Consider the following 23865-nt stretch of genomic DNA (forward strand, 5'->3'; position numbering starts at 1 on the left):
ATTATTTTAGTTAGACTGATCATTTCTTTGGTCAAAGAAAGTGTTAGCGTTTTCTTTATTATATTAACCTGCATTATTTTTTATTTGCTGTATGAATAAATGGTTGGTTAATTCATGGGTGAAATTTATGAAACCCTGACGAGCTTTGAATCGACAGGGTTATTGTTGCGTGATTTTTTTATCTCTTATGATGGCTCTACGTTGAAAGAGGCTTATTCAGCCCTGGATAAAAATGCCTCAACGTTAACAGAGCAGGAGTGGCGGGAAGCGGAGTATGACTTCAATGCGCTATTTGTCGGGCCGCAGACGCTAAAGGCCGCACCGTTCGCGTCAGTTTATCTCGAAGAAGATGCCCTTGTGATGGGTAAATCAACCCTGAACATTCGGGAGTTTATGGTAAGCATAGGCCTATCCATAAATAACGCGAATAATATTCCTGATGATCATATTTCTTATGTATTGGAATTGACGGTTTTATTATCGGCTAACGCCAGGGTGTCTTCTGAGTATCAAGTCGCACTTAATTGCTATACAAAAGAGTATATAGCGAGTTGGGTTCCCGAGTATATCGAAAAAATAAATAGAAATGCACAAACCGCCACATTGAAAAGCGTAGCGGAAAAATTGTCTTTTTGGCTTGATGAATTAAACACGAGAGTATCACTATGAGCAATGATCCGGGACTTCTGAACAGACGTTCTTTTTTAAAGGGATTGGTTGTACTGGGCACGGTAGCGGCTTTACCGGGCGGGCTGTTGTCATCCCGCTGTGCTTATGCGCAGCCGCCGGTTCCGTTTAACCCTAAGACGTATAAAATTTTCCGCAATGCGTGTCCGCGTAACTGCTATGACACCTGTAGCATGAAAACCTGGGTGAAGGATGACGTTATCACCTTTGTAGAAGGTGCGTCGGAGTCTACCTTCACGCACGGAACGCCTTGCGTTAAAGGACTGACGTATCCGCGTCGGGTATACAGCCCCGACCGCATTAAGTATCCGATGGTTCAGGATGGCCGTGGCAGCGGTAAATGGCGTCGGGTTTCCTGGGATGAGGCGATGCAGCGCATTGCCAGCAAGATGCTGGAGATCAAAAAGAAAGACGGCTCAATGTTGGGGCTGGCACTATCAAAATACTCAGGCAATCTTGGCGTGATGGGGTATGCCGTTGAAGGGATGATGTCTTCTCTGGGTTACACCACCCGTTTTGCCGGTACGCCATGTTGGCCTGCGGGTATTGATGCGCAGAACTACGACATGGGCGATATGTGGTGCAACGACCCGGAAGATTTTGTTAAAGCCAAATACATTATTATTTGGGGAGCAAACCCGGCGTGGTGCTCGATGCACACCATGAAGTACATCTATCAGGCTCGTGAGAAAGGGGCGAAGGTCGTGGTGATTGACCCACTGCTGACGCAAACCGCAGCCAAAGCCGATCTGTACCTGCGCGTTCGTCCGGGTTCTGATGGTGCGCTGGCGCTCGGTATGGCGCGTCACCTGGTAGACAAAGACTTGGTTGATCAGGATTTCGTCAACAACTATTCCCATGGCTATGCCGAATTTGAAGCCTATCTGCGCAACAGTGTTACCGTAGAGTGGGCATCTGAAATTTGTGGCCTGCCGGCTGATGTCATCCGCCAGTTAGCGGAAGAGTTTACGGCGGTAAATCCCGCCACGGTGTGGATTGGCTACGGGATGCAGCGCCATGTCAACGGCGGGGCTAACGTCCGAGCGATCGACGCATTTGTCGCGATGACCGGCAACATCGGCATTGAGGGCGGTGGTGCTCGCTACGGTCATCTGCAGACCTGGGGTTACAACTACCATGGCATGATGCAGAAACCTCCGGTGGGATCTGTCGGGATGAAAGGCGCTGGTGGCCCGGTGGGTGAGTTTGTCAGCGATAGCGGTGAAAAGAGCGAATACTCCGACCGTGCGTTGAACATCAACCAGACGGCGCAGGGGATCCTCGACGCCAGCGAACCGCCAGTAAGAATGCTGTGGGTCGCGTCTAAAAACCCGTTTGCTCAGGATTTCGACCGCAACAAGATGGTGAAAGCGTTCGATAAACTGGAGATGGTGGTTTGTGTCGATCAATTCTTCAACGAAACCGTGCAGCACGCCGATATCGTCTTGCCTGTTACCACCACGTTTGAGCAGTGGGATGTTTCCTCGTCTTATTGGCACTACTGGTTGTCCGTCAACGAACCAGCCATTAAACCGCTGTATGAGTGTAAAAGCGATCCGGAAATCGCCGCGTTGTTATCTAAGACCATCAATAAGCTGGAGCCGGGTTCGTGTACTTTCCCGCAGGAGTTTAATGCCAAACGCTGGTTGGATCAGGAGTTCAACGAGGCGATGGGTAAACAGTTTGGTATTGCGGGCTGGGACGATCTGCTTGAAGGGCCGCGCAAAGCGAAAATGGTCAGCACAGCGGCCTGGTACGATCGCAAATTTAAAACACCATCGGGCAAGTACGAATTCAAATCAGAACGCTGTGCGGAAAATGGTCACACAGCCTTGCCGGAATATAAGGCCGGTGCTAAAGGCGCACTACCGTTCCATTTATTTACGCCTCATCTCCAGTACGGACTGCACTCGCAGTTTGTGAATCTGGACTGGATGCAGGTTTTCTGGCCTGAACCGTTTGTGTATATCCATCCGTTTGCCGCACAGAAAAAAGGCATCACCGAGGGCGCTCGCGTTAAAGTTTTCAACGAAGCGGGTCATGTTGAATTGCGCGCCAAAATCACCACCAACGTGCCGGAAGATTTCCTTGTGATGTATGAGTCCTGGTTCAACAAGCTTAGTTACAACGTACAAAACGTGGTTAAGGACACGCCGGCCGATATGGGCAAAATGGCGACCGGCGCACCCGGCGCGGCCATTCATAGTCAATTTGTTGATATTACCCTGTTAGGAAGTGAAGGAGCTGCGGCATGAGACGCGCGTTTTTAGTCAATAGCGATAAGTGCATCGGCTGCCGTGGCTGCGCGATGGCGTGTAAGAGTTTTAACCAACTGGAGCCTGAACGCTACTGGCGCTATGTTTACCCGCTGGATAAAGAAATTTATCCGCATGAAGAGCGGGCGTTCTACTCGCTGGCCTGTAACCATTGCGAAAATCCGGCCTGCCTGGCGGCTTGTCCGGTTGAGGCTTACACCAAACGTGAGGACGGTGTGGTGGTGCATAACCCGGAGCGCTGTATTGGATGCAAAAACTGTATCCGCAACTGCCCATACGGTGCGCCGCGCTTTAATGAGGAGACGAAGAAAGCGGAAAAATGCAGCATGTGCTACGAGCGCCTTGATGTTGGTATGCAGCCGGCGTGCGTGAATGCCTGTCCGGTAGGTGCGCTTACACTTATTGATCTGGATGCTGATTCCATCCCGAACAATGCCGTGCAGTATCCGCCGGGATTCCCGCGCATGCCGCAGCTTAATCCGGGCACGCGTTTTATCCTCGCGCGTCAACCCAAGCAACCGGAGGGCAAGTAATGGAAAAGTATGAACTTCCTCTGGTGATTTTTACGGTTTTAAGCCAGATGTCGGTCGGGATCACCCTCATTCTGACGCTGCGCACGTTGCGCGGAAAACTGGAAAGCAAACGTCTTTACTGGCTGGTTAGCGGACTGATTCTGGCGGCGGCGTCCGTGGCGGCGGTATTACATCTCGCACACCCGGATCGCGCCTACAACGCCCTGATTAACCTGCAGCATGCCTGGTTGAGCCGCGAAATTCTTGGCGCAACCTTGTACGGAGCGGCAGTCGGTGTGGTGTTCCTGGCGAAAGGGCACAAAGTTCCGGCTGTTCTGGCATCTTTTCTCGGGATCGCGCTGGTAGCGGTACAAGGCATGACCTATGCCGCACCGGCAATGGTCGCTATCGCCAACGGTCTGACGATGCTGCTGTTCTTTGCTACGGTATGGGTCATGGGCTGTGCGGCGATTCCACTGCTTAACCTTGCACCTGCCGTTGCCGCATTGCGCCAGGGGATTGTTGTATGTATGGCGGTCATGATCGCCGCGCCGATTATCTGGTTAAGCGGCGGCACCATCATGCAGATGACGGCACATGCCTGGCTTTCGTCACCGCTTTATCTGACGAGTCTGGTGTGCCTGGCGCTGGCATTCGTGCTGAGCCGTCACGGTGAGCGTAGAGCTAAGGTGCTCTTTATCCTGCTGTTTGTTGGCGTCTTTCTGAGTCGTCTGACATTCTTTGGCGATACGGTCAGCACCATCGTCAATATCGGTCACTTGTATTGATTGTGAGGTAATAAAAACCCCTGTCAGGGCTTCACCTGGCAGGGGTTTTCTATAGCAAATCAGTTGCTGTTAACGTACAACCAGCACCGGCAGGGTCGCGTGACGAACAACGCTGGAGGCGTTAGATCCGAGCAGATGGGTGCTGATTGATGGGTTACGTGATCCGATGACCACCACATCTGCATTCAACTCTTCACCCAATTCGTTGACCACATCACGCACGCTACCAAAGCGAACGTGCTGCTTAATGCGGGAAGGATCGATACTGAAGTGACCGACCATCGTTTGCAGACGGGTTTCCGCTTCGTGTTGCAGATGCTCTTCAAAACGGCGAACGTCAGCGGCAAAGCGGTGCAAACTCAGACTGGCAGAACCTGGGAGCACATGCAGCAGATGGATCACCCCTTTGTCTTGTGCCAGAAATTCTGCATGGCGAACAGCCTTGTCGCTCAGCTCCATTTCGAATACATCAACAGGCATTATGATTGTGTTGTACATAAACATTCTCCTTGTCATTACATGAACACATAACAGCATAGTATTAAAAATGATTCTGTCAGTCACGACACAGATTTATGTTTTGCGAACAGGAGAAAAGGAAGTGCAGTAAATGAAAGAAAGCAGGGGGTGAAGCGGAAAGAGGATGCGGATGCATCCCCTGTAAGATAAAGCGAGTCGCTTTGATAAGACAGAGTTAGCGCAGGTAGTCGCCTGCAGCTTCAGGCTGGTACTCAAGCTCGATGACTTCGAGGTGGGTCGATGTACCGCCCGGTAATTCCCAATGGATCGTATCGCCAACGCGCAGACCCAGAAGCGCTGCACCGACTGGCGCCATTACCGAAAGCTGTGTACTGCTGTCAGTCATATTGGCCGGATATACCAGGGTACGTACACGTACTTCGCCATCGCTCAGATTGCGGAATTTCACGCGGCTGTTCATGGTCACCACGTCGTGCGGCATGGTTTCCGGGGAACACATTTGGGCGCGATCCAGTTCAGCGTTTAATGCGTCCGCTATCGGTAAACCAGCAAACGCAGGTTGCTCCAACAGGCGGTCAATGCGTTCCGCATCGAGGTCGTTAATGATAATAGTTGGTCTGGACATTTATTACTCCATGTCGTCGATACTGCGGATGCGCAGGTAAATAATCCCAAAAGAAAACCCTCACCGTCAGGCGGCAAGGGTTTAGCTTTTATGATGATACTGAGACTTACCCCTGGTTTGAAGTGATTTAGTTCACATTCAGGCAAATCATCAATATTGCTGCAGATGAAGGGGGAGGTAAAAAACGTGATCGTTCTCAAATTTGCATTATGCTTTTTAAGCGCTCGCTGCGGGCGCGCCACGACAACTCAGTGTTCCTCGACAGGAGATCTCATGAGCCAGTACGACAAACTTACCTTAAAAGATGGCAGCTATTTGCATTTCAAAGACTGGGGAAGTGGACAGCCCATTGTCTTCAGTCATGGTTGGCCGCTGACGGCAGATGCGTTTGAGGATCAGATGTTGTTCCTCGGGTCGAAAGGATTTCGTGTGATCGCCCATGACAGGCGTGGACATGGGCGTTCGGCCCAACCCTGGGATGATCACAATATGGATCAGTATGCTGACGATCTGGCTGAACTTACCGCGCATCTCAATCTTAAAGATGCCGTCCATGTCGGGCACTCTACCGGCGGTGGCGAAGTTGCCCGGTATATTGGCCGCCATGGGACGCAGAGGGTAGCAAAAGCGGTACTCATTGGTGCGGTAACCCCCATCATGATTAAAACCGACTTTAACCCGAATGGTGTACCAAGGGAGGTGTTCGATAGCATTCGTGAAGGCGTTGTGAACGATCGTGCCGCCTTTTTCTATGAGTTGACGGCTGCATTTTATGGCTACAATCGACCTGGCGCAAAGGAGTCGAAGGCGATCCGCGAAAGTTTTGTCGAACAGGGCTTACAAGGATCAATCAAAGCACTGTACGACTGTATCCATGCTTTCTCGGAAACAGACTTGCGTGAAGATCTCAAAAAAATGACCATCCCGACGCTGGTGATTCATGGTGACGACGATCAGATTGTCCCGTTTGAAACCTGCGGCAAGGTTGCAGCAGAAATCCTACCAGATGCACAGTTGAAGGTGTATGCCGGAGGGTCTCACGGTATTTGCACCACCCATAAACAGCAGATCAACGCCGATCTACTCGACTTTATTCAGTCGTAATCTTTTGAGAAGTACTACGCTGTTCCGCCCGACAGGGGAGCAGCGTAGCGTTCGGTCGGGCTGTTCAGTATCCTGTTTTGTCGATAATAAACTGTTTACCGCAGTTACCTGGATGCGGTTGCGGCAGGAATGAACGGGATGATAAAGGTTGGTTGATGGCATCGGCTTTTAATGAAAACTGGATCTCCGTCAGATAAGCGGGGTTGCCGTGACAACTTAGCTTCACTGCTTTGATATTCTCTTTGCCCCAATTTTTAGCGAATGCGGCGTCAAATGCGCTACGGCTGACGGTTTTACCGTAGTTATCCGCCAGAAACTTGCCCGTCTCGCTACTCTTAATCTCATTGTTCAACCGCACCATGGTGCCGAAGTACGCGTCGGGATCAAAACCGAAACAGGCGCCATGTTTGGCATACTCGTAACGTTCCAGACAGGATCTCCCACCGGCGCCGGGCATGACGGCGCTGAGTTTTGCCGCGCTTTCCAGCGACAGCCCGGTTTCGGGAGCGGCGCATTTCCGGCTGGCGCGAGCTTCAGGCAGGTTGGGTATGGGGCGAGTCGCGCAGCCAAAACGCATCCAACGACGATTATCGACACCGCGGGCGGCAATGGATTTTGGCAGGCTGGGCCACAGGCCATGAACCGTCAGAAAATCTGCTTTATTGTCGGTCTCCTTTTGCAAACGGCATTCGTCAGGCTCCTGACGATTACGCTCATGCTGACTCTGACAAAAACCGGTTTGCCAGGAGAGGGCCAGCACGTAGCGGTCAAAATCACCGTACTGTCTGGCCTGAAGTTCATCGGCCTGAGCCGCAGAAACCGGCAGCAGAAGCGCTGCCAGTAAAGAAAAAGAACGCCATGTTGATGTCATGATGAATTCGGACACTTATATAAATTCTGAATATCATCTATTTAATCATAAAAAATGCCAGTCAGGTTTAGCTGACTGGCATCATTTTAGCTATGCGTTTTGACTATGTGTAAAGTGCGCGGATTAACTCCACATTGCCAGAATCGGCCAGCCAACCAGCAGAAGCATTGAGATGTAGATGACACCGAAGATAGCACCCAAACGCCAATAGTCTTTGGATTTCACATATCCACAGCCATAGATGATAACACCAGGGCCCGTGGCATACGGAGTCAGACAGCCCATGATACCGATGGACAACACCAGCAGGATACACAGATGTTCCATCGGAACGCCCGGGATACCTTTACCTACCGCCAGAATAACTGGCAGCATGGTGGCGGTGTGTGCAGAAAGGCTGGCAAACAGGTAGTGAGCAAAGTAGAACACCAGTACCAGAACGATTACTGTCGCATTAGGCGAGAACCCTTCCAGGTGCGTGCTCATGGTGTTGGCAAACCAGTCGATGAAACCTGAACGGGTCAAACCGTTGGCCATTACCACCAGAGTGGCAAGGTTGACCAGGGTGTTCCATGCGCTGTTATAGCGAGTAATGTCTTTCCACGGTACAACATGCAGAGCCAGCATCAGGGAGACTGCCAGCAGACCCACTGCGGTAGCGTCAATCAGCTTGCCGCCAAATACCCACAGGCCCAGGCTGAGCAGTACCAGGCCGATCAGCGTTATCTCTTTACGGGTCAGTTTACCCATAGTTTTCAGTTCATCGCCGGCCCATGCTGCAACTTCAGCACTGTGGGTGACTTCCGGTTTGTACAGTACGTAAGACAGCCACGGGGCAACGATCAGCAAAAGAATACCGACCGGCAGGAAGCTGAGGAACCACTGCAACCAGCTGATTTGAATGCCAGCGATTTTGTTAACGAATTCCAGACCCAGTACGTTTGGCGCAGCGCCGGTAACGAACATAGAGGAACTCAGGCTGGTACTGATAACCATCATCCACATCAGATATCCGCCGATACGGCGTGCGGAAGGATCGTTAGGGAAGGATTTGAACAGTGGCGGCAGGTTTTTGATAACCGGGAACACTGTACCACCGGTACGCGCGGTGTTGGACGGCGTAAACGGCGCCAGCAGGATGTCGATAATAACAATCGCATAGCCCAGCGTCAGGGTACGTTTACCCATGAATTTCACCAGAAACAGCGCGATACGACGACCCAGACCGGTGACTTCATAACCCAGCGCAAATATAAACGCACCGAACACCAACCACACGGTGGTGCTGGAGAAGCCTGCCAGACCCCACTTCAGCGCTTGTTTACCTGCTTTAAACGCCGGGTCGGCCAGTTCGGAAGCATCAAACAGCAGGTAGTTGCTGCCAATAACGCAGATCGTGACGGCGATAAAGCTGATCGCTGTTGCCGGGATCGGCTCGAGGATCATACCGACGATCATTGCCACAAATACGGCAAAGTAGTGCCAGGCCTGTGGAGGCATTCCATCAGGGACGGGGATAAGAAACATGACACCCATCACGACCAATGGGGCCAGTAACTTCCAAATTTTATCTTTTGCTAAAGACATGTGTGTGATTCTCCGGAAAGGATCTTTAATTGTGATAATGATGAACTTGCGAAATCTGAGCTAAGAACCAGGTAACGATCAGCAGATCGGCGCAGCCTCCAGGACTGAGGTTGCGTTCGATGCACTGTTGGTCGAACTGGTGTAGGTAATGGAGATCGGCAGGGGTACGAATTCCCCCTTGCTGCAATAATGTGGTGGCCTGCTGTTGTATCCACCGCAGACCCTCCGCGCCACCACGTGAAGCCACGTTGGTGTCGCCATTGATAGACATCAGCAGCAATAATGTGTCGAGTAACGCCAGTTCAGGGTCGCGGCCCTGAGTCAGCAGTGCGCGGTAGTGCGGCAGGGCATGCTGGATGACGAGCGGATATCCCGCTTCGGCTTCGCCCCGTGCGCCGGTTAATCCCAGTTGCTGATAAAGACGTTGGCCAGCCGTGAGTTGTTGATTGTTCTGGCGCAGTTCGCGCTCGGTCAGGCCACGGCAAAATGTTGCTGCCGTAGAGCAAATGGTTTCAGCGGTAACAGTCAGTTGGAGTTGGTGCAGGCGGCCAATGGCGGCACACAGCAGTCCCAGAGAAAAGACGCTGCCTTTATGGGTATTCACCCCGGCGGTGGCGCGAAACATATCGGCTTCGCAGGCCATACCCAGCGGACGCAGTCCTTTCAGTACCTCTTCAGGTGCCAACTGCGCGCTGAATGCGCCGTATTCGATAAAACGTGGCAGCCAGGCCTGGATAGCCTCTGCGCTGCGATAAAAATCTTCCAGCGCCATATCTTTATGTGCGCCGTTATTAATGCGATCCACCAGGCCCGGTTTGGGCGATAAGTTGACTTCAGTCAGCATGGCGCGCCAGGCAAGCGTTGCGTAGGCGTCGGGCAGATCCAGTGGAAGGACTGCGTTATTCGTCGATGTTGCGGGAATCGGCATCATGCAGCAGTGCCTCCATTTGAATGAGTAAGTCGGAAAGCGCGTGGGTTTTACCCCGCGCACAGTCGGCAGCGCTTTGCTCGCACAACAGACAGCGGCGGGCAGGAAGCGCGAAATGACGGCGGGACAGGATTTCTCCTTCAGGGGTCAGGACATCGATGTCCCATAACCGTCCCAGCGGATGTGAATGCTCAAGCTCGATGGTGGCGAGCTTGAGGTCGTGGGCTGGCGCCTCAATGGACAACAGTCCTTCCGGACCGCTGGCAGAGACCAGCGCAGTTTGCTCCCTGACAATCCAGGATGATTGTTTCGCCAGCGTAAGCAGGGCGATGACGCCGTGATTAAAGATGCGACGGGTTAATTCGCTGTCTTTGATCGGACCTGGCGCTACCACGGTAAAAGAGACCAATGGCGCGTGATGACGCGTGAGCCAGGCATGTTGCCTCGCTTGTCTCTCATCACGGCTGGCAAGCAGCTCGGGAATGGAAACCGCGTGGCAGGTGGCGTGTTCAGGGAGCAGGTGCATGGCTTATTCCTTCACCTGATGCACAACGTCAATTACTGAGCCATCGCGATAACGCACAACGGCAATCACGCGGTCAGTAAATTCGATAGCGCGGGGCTGACCGGTAAGCTGCTGGGCACGTTCGCGCAACCATTCAATGGACACGACTTTCATGCCCGCTTCTTGCAGACGTTCTGCCAGCTCAGGGCGTGCAGGGTTGACGGCGATACCGTGGTCAGTGACCAGGATATCAACGCTGGAACCCGGGGTTACGCAGGTCAGGACGTTATCAACCAGCGTCGGGATGCGCCCGCGAACCAGCGGTGCGACGATGATGGAAAGCGCTGCGGCAACAGCTGTATCACAGTGGCCACCGGATGCGCCGCGCAGTACGCCGTCAGAACCGGTCAGTACGTTAACGTTGAAGTTGGTATCCACTTCAAGCGCGCTCAGCACCACGACATCCAGACGATCGACAGAGGCGCCTTTTGAGCCCCAGTTGGCATACTGGTTAGCACTGATTTCAATGTGATTTGGATTGCGTGCCAGAGATTCTGCCGCATTACGGTCGAAGCTCTGTACATCCAGCAGTTTGCGGATTAAGCCTTTCTCATGCAGGTCAACGATGGTGGCAGTGATGCCGCCCAGCGCAAAGTCAGCACGGATGTCGCGGCTGCGCATTTTGTCTTCCAGGAAACGGGTAACGGCCAGAGACGCGCCGCCGGTACCGGTCTGCAATGAGAAACCTTCTTTGAAGTAGCCGGAGTTAGCAATAACATCTGCTGCGCTGCGGGCGATCAGCAATTCGCGCGGGTTGGTGGTCATGCGAGTGGCATCAGCACCAATTTTGTCAGCATCACCGACCTGGTCGATTTGTACAATTAGATCCACCTGATCCTGGGTAATGCTGGCTGGATTATGCGGGTAGGTCAGCAGCTGTTCGGTCAGCAGAACAACCTGTTTTGCGTTTTCAGCATCGACACGAGCGTAGCCCAGCGAGCCACAGCAGGCTTTACCGGTGTAACCGTTGGCGTTACCAAACGGGTCACAGGACGGCACGCCGAGGAAGGCGACATCAATGTTGAGCTCGCCGCTTTGTACCAGATGTACACGACCACCGTGAGAGTGGACCTGAACAGGTTCAGCCAGCAGACCGCGAGAGATCTCTTCTGCCAGCGGGCCACGCAGACCAGAAGTATAAATACGGCTGACGACACCCTGGCGAATGTGTTCAACCAGCGGCGCATGGCAGTCGCTCAGGGAGCTGGAAGCCAGCGTCAGGTTTTTAAAGCCCATTGCAGCGATGGTATCCATCACCAGGTTGATCGTCAGATCGCCACCACGGAAAGCGTGGTGGAAGGAGATGGTCATACCATCCTGTAAGCCTGAACGGCGAATGGCCTCTTCCAGGTTAGCGCACAGCTTTTTGTTGCGCGGTTTTTGCGCCTGTAATTCAACTTTTGCGGTGCTCTGATAAGCGGAAAGCTCGCTTTCTGCATGACGGCTCCAGGTCGCCACGCGATCCTGTCGTTGAGACTGTTCGATTTTCTGCGTCATTTTTTTGCCTTATTCTTCGCGAATGCCGGAAAGTTCTGCACGGGAGATAACCAGAAGGGCGCGCTCGATAACCGGGCTGTCGACCATCTTGCCGTTCAGGGAAACTACGCCACGGCCTTCACGGGCGGCGGCTTCAGCGGCTTCTACCACCAGACGTGCGTGAGCCAGCTCTTTACGCGTCGGGGCATACAGGTTGTGCAGGAGTTCAATCTGACGCGGGTTGATGAGCGACTTACCATCAAAACCCAGTTGCTTGATGTGTGCGGCTTCGTGCAGGAAACCCGCTTCGTTATTGGCATCGGAATAGACGGTATCGAACGCCTGAATGCCGGCGGAACGCGCAGCCTGCAGAATTGAGCAACGTGCAAACAGCAGTTCGGTACCTTCCGGCGAGCGTTCGGTGCGCAGGTTACGCACGTAGTCTTCTGCGCCGAGAGCAATACCGATCAGACGCTCGGAAGCGTGGGCAATTTCTACCGCGCGGGTAATACCTAATGGTGATTCGATAGCGGCCAACAGACCGGTGCTACCGGGTTCACGACCACAGGCGTTTTCAATACGCAGGATTTCGCTTTCGATATCGGTGACATCCTGGGCGGTATCCGTTTTGGGTAAACGCACGATGTCAGCACCACCACGTACGACGGCTTCGAGGTCATTGATGCCCCATTCGGAGTCGAGGGCATTAACGCGCACGATAGTTTCAATGTCGTGATACAGCGGATGCTGTAGCGCGTGATAAACCATGCGGCGCGCGGTATCTTTCTCACGCAGTGCGACGGAGTCTTCCAGGTCGAACATCAGCGCATCTGCCGGGTAGATGAATGAGTTGCTGACCATCGCGGCGTTAGCGCCTGGTACGAACAACATGCTGCGGCGTGTGCGGGATTTACGTTGTTGTAAAGAATCGGAAATCATTGGCAATCCTCCCATGGCAGTGCCGGAATGCCGCTGGCGCGGGCCAGTAATGCTTCCAGTCGCGCACGTAAAATGCAGTCCAGTGCGCCTTTATCATCAACATTTAATTGCACGCCGCGGACGTTATAGCGGGACAGAACGTCCAGAATGGTGGCCCTGATGGCATCACCGAACTGCTTTTCGACGCTACTGTTAACCTGCAGGTCAATATCCTGCGTATCGAGCGGGGCGATGCGAATCATCACATCACCGGACTCGAGAGTGCCTGCGACGGCTGCCTGGTTTATTTTCATTTTTCACCTGTTGCTAATGCGGGGGTATTTTGGCGGACTGCCGCAGCCGATGAGGTTCGCTCAACCATGCTTTGCAAGTAGTGCAGCGTGGCTTCGGGAACCAGGGATGCGATAGCCGTGAGATCTTTTTTAACCAGCAGCTTGCGCACCCAGGAGGCGGAAATCGGCATCTCCTGGAAACACAGCCGCTCAATTTCCACCAGTTCAATCGGCGGGGCGGGAAGTGTTGGGGTCTCCAGCCAGTAGCGCATATCGTTGTTGTACTGGGAGGTGACGGTGCAATACGGCTCAGTCCCGACGAAGCGGTGCGTAACGCCGAGTGCTGGGGCCAGGTACTGACGGAAAATTTTCAGGTCTATTTCGGTGTAGCAGTGGTTAATAACGCTCTGCTCTTTAATGAAGTAGCACGGGAACGTGGCGCGAGAGATGATGTATTCCGAACCGCGGTGTACGGTTAAACGTGGAATATCTTTTGTCCCTTTGAGAACCAGGTTCAGTCGGTCTTCATACGGGAAACGCGAAGTATCTTCTTTCACCAAAAACAGATGCAGCCAGTCGCACTGTGCGGCGGCTTGTTGGATCAGAAAACGGTGCCCGTTGGTGAAGGGGTTGGCGTTCATCACGATACAGCCAATTTTTTTCCCTTCACGACGCTGTTTTGCCAATGATTCAGCGTAACGTTTGAGGCGAGTGGTGCTGTTTTCCATTAATACCATAATGCCGGGCACGCTGGTCAGCGTCGAAAAGCCGCACTGCTTAAACAGTGACTCATACTCGGTTTTGGTATAGATGAAGAGATGGGTGCAATGCCGCTCGTAGGCGAGGTTGATTAACTCAGTCGCCAGCGTCAGTGCTAAGCCTTCACCGCGTACGGATTCACAGATCGCGACGCATTTAATGATATTGCCGGCGATGCCGCCACAAGCGATCAGGCGGTCGTTACGGGTGACGGTGATAAATACTTCGACGGTGGTATCAACGCTCAAATCGTTTTCTTTCAGAAATTGAGCGATAACCGCCATCTTTTTATTTTCTGAGCGTTTAACTTGCGTGAATATATTATTACCGAACATAGTAAATAGAGCCCCGATGGTATATTTGTTACTGGGTTTCTGTTTTTGTTGCTCTGTTTAGCAACTTGATAACGTTTTGTTTGCAATTGAAGGGAATGTTTTTTTATTACGGAGTATTTCTTTTTTTCCCTGTTGCATACATCGTAAGGAGTATTTTGGCGGCAAATTTTGATTTATTTCACAATAAGTTAGATGGTTTTAATGTGTTTTATGGTTTTAAGTTTTTTAATTAATTTAACCCGGAAATAGCGTGTGGTTTTTATTTGTTTAATTGATTTAAGGTGGGGAATCTGTAACGATCCTATTTTAGGCCGTGACTTGTAAATAAAACATTTTTATTACATATACAACGAAAAATAAGTTTCGGTTAACGTCGGTGAGGAAAACATATGTCGAAAAAGAAAAATAAAACACGGTTTCCTTTTTTTCGCAGTCTGGCGTTTCCGTTGCGTATCTTTCTACTCATTCTGGTCGTTTCTGTTTTTATCATCGCGGCGTTAGCACAATACTTTACCGCCAGCTTTGAAGATTATCTGGCAACGCATGTCCGCGATATGGCAATGAATCAGGCGAAAATTATCGCCTCGAACGACAGCATTATTGCTGCCGTAAAGCACCGTGATTACGAGCGTCTGGCAACGATAGCGGATAAGTTGCAGAGCGGGACTGACTTTGACTATGTGGTTATCGGTGATACCCACTCGATCCGTCTTTATCACCCTAATCCGGATAAAATCGGCTACCCCATGCAGTTCACCAAACCCGGTGCGCTGGAGAAAGGGGAAAGCTACTTTATTACCGGTAAAGGGTCTATCGGGATGGCGATGCGCGCCAAAACCCCTATCTTTGATGATGATGGTAAAATCATCGGTGTTGTCTCAATTGGCTACCTGATCAGTAAAATCGACAGCTGGCGCTCGGATTTCTTACTTCCGATGGCTGGGGTGTTCATTCTGTTGTTGCTGGTGCTTATGTTACTTTCCTGGTTTTTTGCCGCCCATATTCGGCGTCAGATGTTGGGTATGGAGCCTAAACAAATCGCGCGGGTGGTACGTCAGCAGGAGGCGCTGTTTAGCTCAGTCTACGAAGGCTTAATTGCTGTTGATCCTGACGGGTGCATTACGGCGATAAACCGCAGTGCGAGAAAAATGCTGGGGCTCTCGTCGCCCGGACGTAAGTGGTTGGGTAAGCCGATTGCGGACGTCGTTCAGCCAGCAGACTTTTTTACCCAGCAGATTGCGGAAAAGCGTCAGGATGCGATGGTTAACTTTAATGGATTGAGTGTTATTGCCAACCGTGAGGCGATTCGCTCTGGCGATGAACTGCTCGGAGCTATCATCAGCTTTCGTAGCAAAGATGAAATTGCGACCCTGAATGCCCAGCTAACACAAATCAAACAGTATGTAGAAAGTCTGAGAACGCTACGTCATGAACACCTGAACTGGATGTCCACCATCAATGGTCTGCTACAAATGAAAGAGTATGACCGGGTGCTGGCCATGGTTCAGGGAGAGTCGCAGGCGCAGCAGCAACTCATTGATAGTCTGCGCGGCGCTTTCGCCGATCGTCAGGTTGCAGGCCTGCTGTTTGGCAAGGTACAGCGTGCGCGGGAACTGGGCCTCACTATGATTATTGTGCCTGGCAGTCAACTGCATAAACTTCCTGAGGGGTTGGATAGCACAGAGTTTGCAGCAATTGTTGGCAATCTGCTTGATAATGCTTTTGAAGCCAGTTTGCGTACCCAGCAGGGTAACAAGGTCGTTGAACTCTATCTGAGCGATGAGGGCGATGAGGTGATCATCGAAGTCGCCGATCAAGGTTGTGGCGTACCGGAAGCATTGCGCGAAAAAATATTTGAACAGGGTGTGAGCACTCGTACCGATGAACCAGGCGAGCATGGCATCGGTTTGTATCTGATTGCAAGTTATGTGAGGCGCTGTAATGGGGTTATTACGCTCGAAGATAACTCCCCCTGCGGTACCTTATTTTCTTTATTTCTTCCGAAAGTGAAAAAAAACAATGACGGAACCATTAACGCTGTTGATCGTTGAGGATGAAACGCTACTGGCGGAAATGCATGCTGAATATATCCGCCATATACCCGGTTTCAGCCAGATATGGCTGGCGGGTAATCTTGCGCAGGCAAGAATGATGATTGAGCGTTTTAAGCCCGGTTTGATTCTTCTTGATAACTACCTGCCGGATGGTAAGGGCATAACTTTATTACACGAGCTGACTCAGGCACGTTACCCAGGCGGCGTGGTGTTTACCACGGCAGCCAGTGATATGGATACGGTTTCTGAAGCCGTACGCAGCGGGGCGTTTGATTATCTGGTTAAACCTATAGCCTACGAGCGACTGGGGCAGACGCTTACCCGCTATCAGCAACGCAGAAGAATGCTGGCCGGTAATGACAGTGCCAGCCAAAAACAGATTGATGAAATGTTTAATGCCTATGCGCGCGGTGAGCCGAAAGGGGATTTGCCGACGGGGATCGACGCGCTAACGCTGAATGCGGTACTTAAGTTATTTGCTGACCCGACGGTGCATCATACTGCGGAAACGATCGCCCAGGCGCTTACTATCAGCCGTACCACCTCCAGACGCTACCTGGAGTACTGTGCCAGCCGCCATTTGATCATTGCGGAGATTATTCACGGGAAAGTAGGTAGGCCGCAGCGTATCTACCACGGCGGCTAATACACGTCATCCTTTAAGCAGCCTCTTTGTTGGCTGTGTGCAGAAACCCCAGTCACATAGTTATCTATGCTCCTGGGGATGTCTTCACTTTCCGCCGCGATGCAGCATAAATGATTTTGTGTATTAAGGTCAGGTATTGACAGGTATCGTTAACCGCCAATCAGGGCAGACGTTGCCGGTACCATCACTTCAGTAGCAATAATCACAATCAGCAGTCCGACCAGAACCGGAACAGAAGTCCGTTTTACGACTTCAAACGGTGAAATCTTCGCCATCCCCGCGACAGCCACAACCACACCGGATACCGGGGAGATTGTGCGTCCGAGGTTTGATGCCTGCAGCATTGGGATCGAAAGGTAGGCAGGGTTGATACCGGAAGAGTGCGCCAGTTTTGGGATCATCTCAACGAAGGCGTAGAAAGGCGCGTTACCGGAGCCCGTGGTCATTGCGGCCAACATGGTCAGGATAACCAGCACCAGCATCAGAATAATGCTCGCAGAACCAAATGAGGTGGCGATAGAGATCAGACTCTGAATAAAGCCAATGGTGCTCAGACCCTGAGCAAATACACCGGCTGCAACTAACAGCATGACGACGTTAGCAAAGGCATCTGCCATTCCGCGGTAGGCGACTTCCAGACCTGAGAAAACCTTCTGGGTGTTGAATCCGCGGATGAACTCCAGCACTGCGGCAATAAGCATGCACAGCACCAGAATCGTGATAATGTGCAGTTGCGGGCCCCATTTACCATCAAAAATCAGTACACCGACGATCGGGGTAAACGGCAGAATGGCGTAAAACGAGGGAGCTGTAGTGGTGATTTCTGCCACATCTAACATTTCGTGAGAGATGTTCTCTTTTTTATCCAGATAGCGCTGCCAGAAGTAATGAGCAATCGCCATACCAATAATGGCCGCAATGGAAATCGGCAGCGTGGTTTTAAACGCGAAGTCAATCAGTGGCATTTCCGCTGCTTTTGCAGCCAACACGACATCCCCGGAAGTTGGAGAAAGAATGATTGCGGCAGGGGAGGCGCAAATGGCCGCCGCAGCACCACGACTGATCCCAACGTTAACCATGACCGGAAAGAGTGTCGCCATCAACAGCACGCCCAGCCCGGTTGCCGAAGAGACTGCCAGTGACATCAGGCAGGCAACAAAATAGGCGGCAATCATTAGCATGTAAGGCGAGTTGATATATTGCAGGGGTTTGGAGGCCAGCTTAACGACCATATCGTTCGCGCCGATATGCGTCATGTAGGCGGCAAAACCACACAGCATCATAATCATCATGCCGAGATCGCCGCCGCGGCTCATTAGCAAAATCTTAATATATTCAACAATATCTGTCGCGGTGTAGCCAGTACTTTCGGCACTGCCGGGCAGAATTTTATGTCCCATCAGGGCGCTGATAATCAATAAAGCCAGGCCCCCGACAAACAATACGCCGGTCGCGGAATAACCTTTAATGATGTAGCGAGCTACACCCACAATAACAACGACTCCAATAAGGAGTTCTATAAATGTCAACATTGTTTCCCCTGTCATATTGACGCCCAGAAAGTTAAAAAACTAAAAAAAGCATAAAGCGGTGTGAGAATGTGCCTAATAAACACCTGCCTCTTGCTGATTAAAATCAATAAAAATACGGATTCAACCGATGGCGCAGGCGTTTTTTCAACATAGCGGATGAGAAGGGAGTACTGCAATCAAAAGTTGTAAAGCGCTCTGGTTTTATGTGTTATTTTGCTTTGTAATGATGCATTTATGTTAATTGATTGTAATATATTTTGGCGTTTTTGCATAAAAAAGCTGGTTAATAAAAATAAGAGAGCGTGTCATAAATAAAAACCACAATAAACATAATGATAATAATCTGAAATTTATATGTGGAGAATATTCTGATTTTTTATTAGCGCATCTTTGTTAAGTTAACGTTAAGGTTCCGTTTGCTACAATTAATACTAACTCCCAGGATGGTAATTAAGTCGTGATTGTCGCTAAACGTTATTTTCTCATTTTTTCATTTCTTTTTATTCAGTTAGCCTTTATTCCCCAGGGGATTGCTGAGGATAAAGGGTGGTTTGATACTTTTAAAGATAATGTCAGTGAAACCTGGCAGCAGCCCGAACATTATGATCTGTATGTGCCGGCCATTACCTGGCATGCGCGTTTTGCCTACGATAAAGAGAAAACCGATCGCTACAACGAACGTCCCTGGGGGGCAGGATTTGGCCAGTCCCGTTGGGATGATAAGGGTAATTGGCACGGGCTCTATATTATGGCCTTCAAGGATTCCTTCAATAAATGGGAGCCGATTGGCGGCTATGGCTGGGAAAAAACCTGGCGACCGCTGGCCGATGATAATTTCCGTCTGGGGCTGGGCTATACAGCTGGTTTCACCGCGCGCGATAACTGGAACTATATTCCCGTGCCATTGATCCTGCCGTTGGCATCGATAGGCTATGGCCCGGCAACGTTCCAGATGACCTACATTCCGGGTACGTATAACAACGGAAATGTCTACTTTGCCTGGATGCGTTTCCAGTTTTGACAGACTACCTGTATTGTCAGGTGGATTATTATAAACTTGTTTAAAAACAAATGGATATATTGTTTGTCTGAAAAATAACGCGACATTTATCACTTTTTGACAAAGTTCGACTGGACAAAGTGCATCACAATTGTTGTACTGATACCCGACACAGCATTTGTGTCTATTTTTCATGTAAAGGTAATTTTGATGTCTAAGATTAAAGGTAACGTTAAGTGGTTTAATGAGTCCAAAGGATTCGGTTTCATTACTCCGGAAGATGGCAGCAAAGACGTGTTCGTACACTTCTCTGCAATCCAGACCAATGGTTTTAAAACTCTGGCTGAAGGTCAGCGCGTAGAGTTCGAAATCACTAACGGTGCCAAAGGCCCTTCTGCTGCAAACGTAATCGCTCTGTAAGCATACGACAGCAAGCATTCAAAACCCGCTTAATTGCGGGTTTTTTTCGCCTAGTGTGCAGGAGAAGCTGAAACCAGCCAGAATGCCAGGGCGGTCATCGCAAATGAACCCAACAGGTTAACCAGCACATTCACCATTGCCCAACCAAAGCGTCCTTCCTGCAGCAAAAACACCACTTCTGCCGAGAAGGTTGAAAACGTCGTCAGTCCCCCGCAGAAACCGGTGGTAATGAACACTTTCCACATTGGATCAATGTTTGTCATGCGGTTAAACCACGCCAGCCCCATGCCAATAATAAACGCGCCAATCAGATTTGCTGCCAGCGTACCGAATGGGATGGCCTGATGCAGCGGATTGAAGCGCATGCTTAACATCCATCTTGCTACGCTTCCTGTACCGCCACCGATAAAAACTGCTAAAAGGAGTTGTAACACTGCGTAATCCTGCTATTTGATTGTATATAGCGTGAGTGTAACGCTGAATAATCGTTGTTGGCGAGCTTAACCCATTTTTCTGGAGGGAATATGTTTGTTGCAGCAGGGCAATTTGCCGTGAGCCCCTCGTGGGAAAAAAATGCGGAAACGTGTGTCCAGTTGATGTCTCAGGCCGCAGGAGAGGGAGCATCTCTGTTGGTGTTGCCGGAAGCGCTGTTAGCCCGTGACGATCTCGACCCCGATTTATCGGTGAAGTCAGCTCAGCTACTGGAGGGCGGTTTTTTGACGCGGCTACAGCAAGAGAGCGCGCAAAACGAGATGACGACGATTCTGACGATTCATGTTCCCTCTGTGCCTGGCCGGGCGTTGAATATGCTGGTGGCACTTCGGGCAGGTCGAGTCGTGGCCCATTACGCGAAATTACATCTCTACGATGCCTTTTCGATTCAGGAGTCGCGGAATGTCGATGCAGGTGAGGCTGTAGCGCCGCTGCTGGACGTTGGCGGATTAAAAGTAGGGTTAATGACCTGCTATGACCTACGCTTCCCTGAGCTGGCATTGGCGCTCGCGTTACAGGGGGCTGAAATCCTGGTCTTACCGGCTGCCTGGGTGCGAGGATCGCTGAAAGAGTATCACTGGGCTACGCTTTTGGCGGCAAGAGCCCTGGATGCAACCTGTTATGTGATTGCTGCAGGGGAGTGCGGTAACAAGAATATTGGCCAAAGCCGGGTTATCGATCCGTTTGGTGTGACCATTGCCGCTGCGGCGGAAACGCCCGCGCTGATAATGACGGAGGTTTCTGCCGAGCGGGTGAGGCAGGTCAGGGCGCAACTTCCTGTGTTACGTAACCGCCGCTTTGCGCCACCGCAATTATTATGACGTTTTTTTAAACAAGGCTTGATTCACCTTGTTACAGATTGCTATTGTGTGCGCGCGTCGAAAGGCCGTTAATATTCTCAGGTTAATATGGCGCTTTATGCAGCCTGGTTTAAGTTAAGAAGGTATCTATGGGTGAGATTAGTATTACCAAACTGCTGGTGGTTGCCGCACTGGTCGTTCTGCTGTTTGGTACCAAGAAGTTACGTACACTGGGTGGAGACCTGGGAACGGCAATTAAAGGCTTCAAGAAGGCGATGAACGATGATAATGCCGATGCCAGGAAAGAGGCTGACGGTAGCGTTCAGACTGAGAAGCTTTCCCATAAAGAGTAATGTCAGGAGCACGATGCTCATACTGCATACTCTGCATGAAAAAAAACCGGCAATTGCCGGTTTTTTTATTGCTGAAATGTAAGTGAGTATTACACGATTACTTCACTTCCAGCCCTTTGGCCTGCATGTCAGCATGGTATGAAGAACGAACAAATGGGCCGCAGGCTGCATGGGTAAAGCCCATGGACATCGCTTCAGCCTTCATCTCATCAAACTCGTCCGGGCTTACATAGCGCTGAACCGGCAGGTGGTGACGGCTTGGCTGTAAATACTGCCCCAGCGTCAGCATTGTCACGCCGTGACTGCGCAGATCGCGCATAACCTCAATGATTTCAGCATTGGTTTCACCCAGACCCACCATCAGACCGGATTTGGTTGGGATCTCAGGGTGTGCTTCCTTGAAACGTTCCAGAAGCTTCAGTGACCAGTTGTAATCAGCCCCAGGGCGTACGTTGCGGTAAATACGCGGAACGTTCTCGAGGTTGTGGTTAAACACGTCCGGCGGCGTGGCTGTGAGGATATCCAGCGCGCGATCCATACGACCACGGAAGTCAGGCACCAGCGTTTCGATTTTAATCGACGGGCTCTTCTCACGAATAGCGGTGATACAATCCGCGAAATGCTGAGCGCCACCATCGCGTAGATCGTCGCGGTCAACGGAGGTAATGACGACATAGCGCAGCGCCATGTCAGCAATCGTCTGAGCCAGTTTTAACGGTTCGTTAGCATCAGGGGCAACCGGGCGACCATGGGCAACGTCACAGAATGGGCAACGGCGGGTACAGATTGCGCCGAGGATCATAAAGGTCGCGGTCCCGTGGTTGAAACATTCTGCCAGGTTAGGGCAGGACGCTTCTTCGCATACAGAGTGCAGGCCATTTTTGCGCATCGCTGCTTTGATACCCTGGATGCGAGTGGAGTCCGCTGGCAGTTTTATTTTCATCCATTCCGGCTTACGCAGCAGGGCTTCGCGCTCTGTTGCTACATTTTTTACCGGGATAAGAGCCATCTTATCGGCATCGCGGTATTTAACACCGCGTTCCATCACAATGGGTTTACTCATAGCTTGCGTGTTCCAGTTGCGAATTACGAAGGAAAGCGTTTCAATTCAAGGAAATGTTGCATTTATCAACTATTTTTGAATTAGTGATACGCAGTATATCATTGAAACGGGCCAGAAAGCAGCCTGACAGGCTGGCAAAATGTAAAATAGTTGTTGTTTTGTGCCATTTGCCACAACATTTGCTGCGGCAAACGATAACCTGTTTTTCAGTCTGCGATGTACTCGTGGGGGGGATTGCCCAACAGCGCTAAGATGTTCGCCAGCAGGCGTGGGCGAATGTTCTCGGTCGTGGCTGCGCTATCCCACTGCGATACTTTCGCCATCTCCATTCCGGCGTAACCACAAGGATTGATACGCAGGAAAGGCGACAAATCCATATCCACGTTGAGCGCTAAGCCGTGAAACGAACATCCTCTACGAATACGTAACCCCAAAGAGCAGATTTTCTTCTCCCCGACGTATACACCAGGCGCATCAGCGCGCGGATGAGCGTCAATACCTATCTCCGCAAGCGTATTCACCACGGTTTGTTCCAGCAGTGTTACCAGTTCACGCACGCCCAGTTTGCGGCGTTTGAGATTCAACAGAACATACATAACCTGCTGGCCGGGTCCGTGGTATGTCACCTGACCGCCCCGATCGCTTTGGATAACGGGAATATCACCGGGCATCAGTACGTGCTCTGCTTTACCGGCCTGACCCTGGGTAAAGACAGGATAATGCTCTACCAGCCAGATTTCATCATGACTATTTTCATCGCGGGTATCGGTGAATTCGTGCATGGCCAGAGAGACTGGCTCGTAGGGCTGAAGACCGAGCTGGCGGACAAGAATTTTATCCTGATACAAAACGGCATCTCCGTAGATACTCACATAGAGTAGAGAATGTTAAAGAGGGGGAAAGTATATCACAGGGGGGAGGGGTTACCCGAGCGGGGATGCAGCGGGTAACCGACAGGCTTTTACAGCACCATACGTACGATATCGATATTACCTAATTCTTCGTACAGTGTTTCAACCTGCTCAATGTGTGTCGCATTAATAGTGATAGAGACCGAGTGGTAATTGCCTTTGCTGCTCGGTTTTACCGTTGGGGAGTAATCACCTGGCGCATGGCGCTGTACCACTTCAACCACCTGATCAACCAGCTCAGGCAACGCCTGCCCCATTACTTTGTAAGTAAATGGAGTAGGGAATTCAAGCAGTTCGTTAAGTTTGGTTTTCATGTCAGCTCCGGCGTTACATCAATAAATAATAACTCCCACGGCGTGTGGGAGTTATCTGGATACCTAGTATATGGGG

Annotated in this window: 26 protein-coding genes; 11 read left to right on the top strand and 15 right to left on the bottom strand. The window is 51.0% G+C overall.

All coding sequences use genetic code 11. The annotated features are described in order from the left end of the window. Positions 1 to 114: 114 nt before the first annotated feature. From OGX91_RS09945 to OGX91_RS09960, 4 genes are read left to right on the top strand one after another with little or no spacing between them, the layout of a single operon-like run. Positions 115 to 669, top strand: a complete 555-nt coding sequence (locus tag OGX91_RS09945) for a TorD/DmsD family molecular chaperone (RefSeq protein WP_005120858.1) — start codon at positions 115 to 117, stop codon at positions 667 to 669. Beyond that, complete coding sequence (locus OGX91_RS09950) at positions 666 to 2942, top strand: molybdopterin-dependent oxidoreductase (RefSeq protein WP_040232573.1); 2277 nt, start codon at positions 666 to 668, stop codon at positions 2940 to 2942. Before OGX91_RS09945 ends, OGX91_RS09950 begins: the two co-directional genes overlap by 4 nt. Continuing rightward, entirely contained in the window at positions 2939 to 3496 is a 558-nt protein-coding gene (locus OGX91_RS09955) for a 4Fe-4S dicluster domain-containing protein (RefSeq protein ID WP_005120856.1), read from the top strand. The genes OGX91_RS09950 and OGX91_RS09955 overlap by 4 nt, the downstream gene beginning before the upstream one ends. Beyond that, a complete protein-coding gene (locus OGX91_RS09960) occupies positions 3496 to 4263 on the top strand; it encodes a dimethyl sulfoxide reductase anchor subunit family protein (RefSeq protein ID WP_040232571.1) in 768 nt (255 codons plus the stop codon). Before OGX91_RS09955 ends, OGX91_RS09960 begins: the two co-directional genes overlap by 1 nt. A 69-nt stretch (positions 4264 to 4332) precedes the next feature. Here OGX91_RS09960 and uspG read toward each other — a convergent pair whose 3' ends face one another. Both uspG and rnk read right to left on the bottom strand, forming a co-directional pair. Further along, a complete protein-coding gene (gene uspG, locus OGX91_RS09965) occupies positions 4333 to 4761 on the bottom strand; it encodes a universal stress protein UspG (RefSeq protein ID WP_005120854.1) in 429 nt (142 codons plus the stop codon). Between the two features lie 196 nt (positions 4762 to 4957). Then, positions 4958 to 5368 (bottom strand): nucleoside diphosphate kinase regulator, encoded by a 411-nt coding sequence (rnk, locus tag OGX91_RS09970; RefSeq protein WP_005120853.1) that lies wholly within the window; start codon positions 5366 to 5368, stop codon positions 4958 to 4960. A gap of 273 nt (positions 5369 to 5641) precedes the next feature. Here rnk and OGX91_RS09975 point away from each other — a divergent pair, with 273 nt between their 5' ends. Next, entirely contained in the window at positions 5642 to 6472 is an 831-nt protein-coding gene (locus OGX91_RS09975; protein WP_005120852.1) for an alpha/beta fold hydrolase, read from the top strand. A 64-nt stretch (positions 6473 to 6536) separates the two neighbouring features. Here the strand turns inward: OGX91_RS09975 and rna are convergent, their stop codons facing one another. The 8 genes from rna to citC all read right to left on the bottom strand — a co-directional run bounded on the left by rna (position 6537) and on the right by citC (position 14204). Beyond that, positions 6537 to 7343, bottom strand: a complete 807-nt coding sequence (rna, locus tag OGX91_RS09980; RefSeq protein WP_005120850.1) for a ribonuclease I — start codon at positions 7341 to 7343, stop codon at positions 6537 to 6539. Between the two features lie 123 nt (positions 7344 to 7466). Continuing rightward, the gene (gene citT, locus OGX91_RS09985) at positions 7467 to 8930 is read right to left on the bottom strand and encodes a citrate/succinate antiporter CitT (RefSeq protein WP_005120849.1); all 1464 of its coding nucleotides are present in this window, start codon (positions 8928 to 8930) and stop codon (positions 7467 to 7469) included. A 25-nt stretch (positions 8931 to 8955) separates the two neighbouring features. Next, the gene (citG, locus tag OGX91_RS09990; protein WP_040232568.1) at positions 8956 to 9861 is read right to left on the bottom strand and encodes a triphosphoribosyl-dephospho-CoA synthase CitG; all 906 of its coding nucleotides are present in this window, start codon (positions 9859 to 9861) and stop codon (positions 8956 to 8958) included. Then, positions 9830 to 10384 carry a citrate lyase holo-[acyl-carrier protein] synthase gene (gene citX, locus OGX91_RS09995; protein WP_005120847.1) on the bottom strand — a complete coding sequence of 185 codons (555 nt, stop codon included), beginning with the start codon at positions 10382 to 10384 and terminating at the stop codon, positions 9830 to 9832. Before citX ends, citG begins: the two co-directional genes overlap by 32 nt. A 3-nt stretch (positions 10385 to 10387) precedes the next feature. Further along, positions 10388 to 11920 carry a citrate lyase subunit alpha gene (gene citF, locus OGX91_RS10000; protein ID WP_040232565.1) on the bottom strand — a complete coding sequence of 511 codons (1533 nt, stop codon included), beginning with the start codon at positions 11918 to 11920 and terminating at the stop codon, positions 10388 to 10390. 9 nt (positions 11921 to 11929) lie between these two features. Beyond that, positions 11930 to 12838 (bottom strand): aldolase/citrate lyase family protein, encoded by a 909-nt coding sequence (locus OGX91_RS10005; RefSeq protein ID WP_005120844.1) that lies wholly within the window; start codon positions 12836 to 12838, stop codon positions 11930 to 11932. Further along, on the bottom strand, positions 12835 to 13131 hold the full coding sequence (gene citD / locus OGX91_RS10010; RefSeq protein WP_005120843.1) for a citrate lyase acyl carrier protein: 297 nt from the start codon (positions 13129 to 13131) through the stop codon (positions 12835 to 12837). Before citD ends, OGX91_RS10005 begins: the two co-directional genes overlap by 4 nt. Beyond that, positions 13128 to 14204 (bottom strand): [citrate (pro-3S)-lyase] ligase, encoded by a 1077-nt coding sequence (citC, locus tag OGX91_RS10015; protein ID WP_005120842.1) that lies wholly within the window; start codon positions 14202 to 14204, stop codon positions 13128 to 13130. Before citC ends, citD begins: the two co-directional genes overlap by 4 nt. Before the next feature lie 389 nt (positions 14205 to 14593). On the opposite strand from citC, the gene dpiB reads away from it, so the two are divergent. Continuing rightward, positions 14594 to 16255 carry a sensor histidine kinase DpiB gene (dpiB, locus tag OGX91_RS10020; protein ID WP_155021554.1) on the top strand — a complete coding sequence of 554 codons (1662 nt, stop codon included), beginning with the start codon at positions 14594 to 14596 and terminating at the stop codon, positions 16253 to 16255. After that, positions 16224 to 16904 (top strand): two-component response regulator DpiA, encoded by a 681-nt coding sequence (gene dpiA, locus OGX91_RS10025; RefSeq protein ID WP_005120841.1) that lies wholly within the window; start codon positions 16224 to 16226, stop codon positions 16902 to 16904. The genes dpiB and dpiA overlap by 32 nt, the downstream gene beginning before the upstream one ends. Positions 16905 to 17053: 149 nt before the next feature. Here the strand turns inward: dpiA and dcuC are convergent, their stop codons facing one another. Then, a complete protein-coding gene (dcuC, locus tag OGX91_RS10030) occupies positions 17054 to 18436 on the bottom strand; it encodes an anaerobic C4-dicarboxylate transporter DcuC (protein WP_155021553.1) in 1383 nt (460 codons plus the stop codon). 457 nt (positions 18437 to 18893) lie between these two features. On the opposite strand from dcuC, the gene pagP reads away from it, so the two are divergent. Continuing rightward, entirely contained in the window at positions 18894 to 19457 is a 564-nt protein-coding gene (pagP, locus tag OGX91_RS10035; protein WP_005120838.1) for a lipid IV(A) palmitoyltransferase PagP, read from the top strand. 189 nt (positions 19458 to 19646) lie between these two features. After that, the gene (gene cspE / locus OGX91_RS10040) at positions 19647 to 19856 is read left to right on the top strand and encodes a transcription antiterminator/RNA stability regulator CspE (RefSeq protein WP_000034825.1); all 210 of its coding nucleotides are present in this window, start codon (positions 19647 to 19649) and stop codon (positions 19854 to 19856) included. A gap of 50 nt (positions 19857 to 19906) precedes the next feature. Here cspE and crcB read toward each other — a convergent pair whose 3' ends face one another. Further along, positions 19907 to 20290 carry a fluoride efflux transporter CrcB gene (gene crcB / locus OGX91_RS10045; protein WP_040232560.1) on the bottom strand — a complete coding sequence of 128 codons (384 nt, stop codon included), beginning with the start codon at positions 20288 to 20290 and terminating at the stop codon, positions 19907 to 19909. Positions 20291 to 20380: 90 nt separating this feature from the next. Here crcB and OGX91_RS10050 point away from each other — a divergent pair, with 90 nt between their 5' ends. Next, positions 20381 to 21169 (top strand): deaminated glutathione amidase, encoded by a 789-nt coding sequence (locus tag OGX91_RS10050; RefSeq protein ID WP_040232559.1) that lies wholly within the window; start codon positions 20381 to 20383, stop codon positions 21167 to 21169. Positions 21170 to 21297: 128 nt separating this feature from the next. After that, complete coding sequence (tatE, locus tag OGX91_RS10055; protein ID WP_005120835.1) at positions 21298 to 21501, top strand: twin-arginine translocase subunit TatE; 204 nt, start codon at positions 21298 to 21300, stop codon at positions 21499 to 21501. Between the two features lie 97 nt (positions 21502 to 21598). On the opposite strand, the gene lipA is transcribed toward tatE, so the two are convergent. The 3 genes from lipA to ybeD form a co-directional block, all read right to left on the bottom strand. Continuing rightward, positions 21599 to 22564 carry a lipoyl synthase gene (gene lipA, locus OGX91_RS10060; protein ID WP_040232557.1) on the bottom strand — a complete coding sequence of 322 codons (966 nt, stop codon included), beginning with the start codon at positions 22562 to 22564 and terminating at the stop codon, positions 21599 to 21601. A gap of 206 nt (positions 22565 to 22770) precedes the next feature. Beyond that, the gene (gene lipB / locus OGX91_RS10065) at positions 22771 to 23412 is read right to left on the bottom strand and encodes a lipoyl(octanoyl) transferase LipB (protein WP_286626135.1); all 642 of its coding nucleotides are present in this window, start codon (positions 23410 to 23412) and stop codon (positions 22771 to 22773) included. A 113-nt stretch (positions 23413 to 23525) separates the two neighbouring features. Continuing rightward, complete coding sequence (gene ybeD / locus OGX91_RS10070; protein WP_000850547.1) at positions 23526 to 23789, bottom strand: DUF493 family protein YbeD; 264 nt, start codon at positions 23787 to 23789, stop codon at positions 23526 to 23528. Positions 23790 to 23865: the final 76 nt, after the last annotated feature.

It is taken from the genome of Citrobacter sp. Cpa228 (assembly GCF_030333085.1).
Lineage (GTDB): Bacteria > Pseudomonadota > Gammaproteobacteria > Enterobacterales > Enterobacteriaceae > Citrobacter > Citrobacter pasteurii.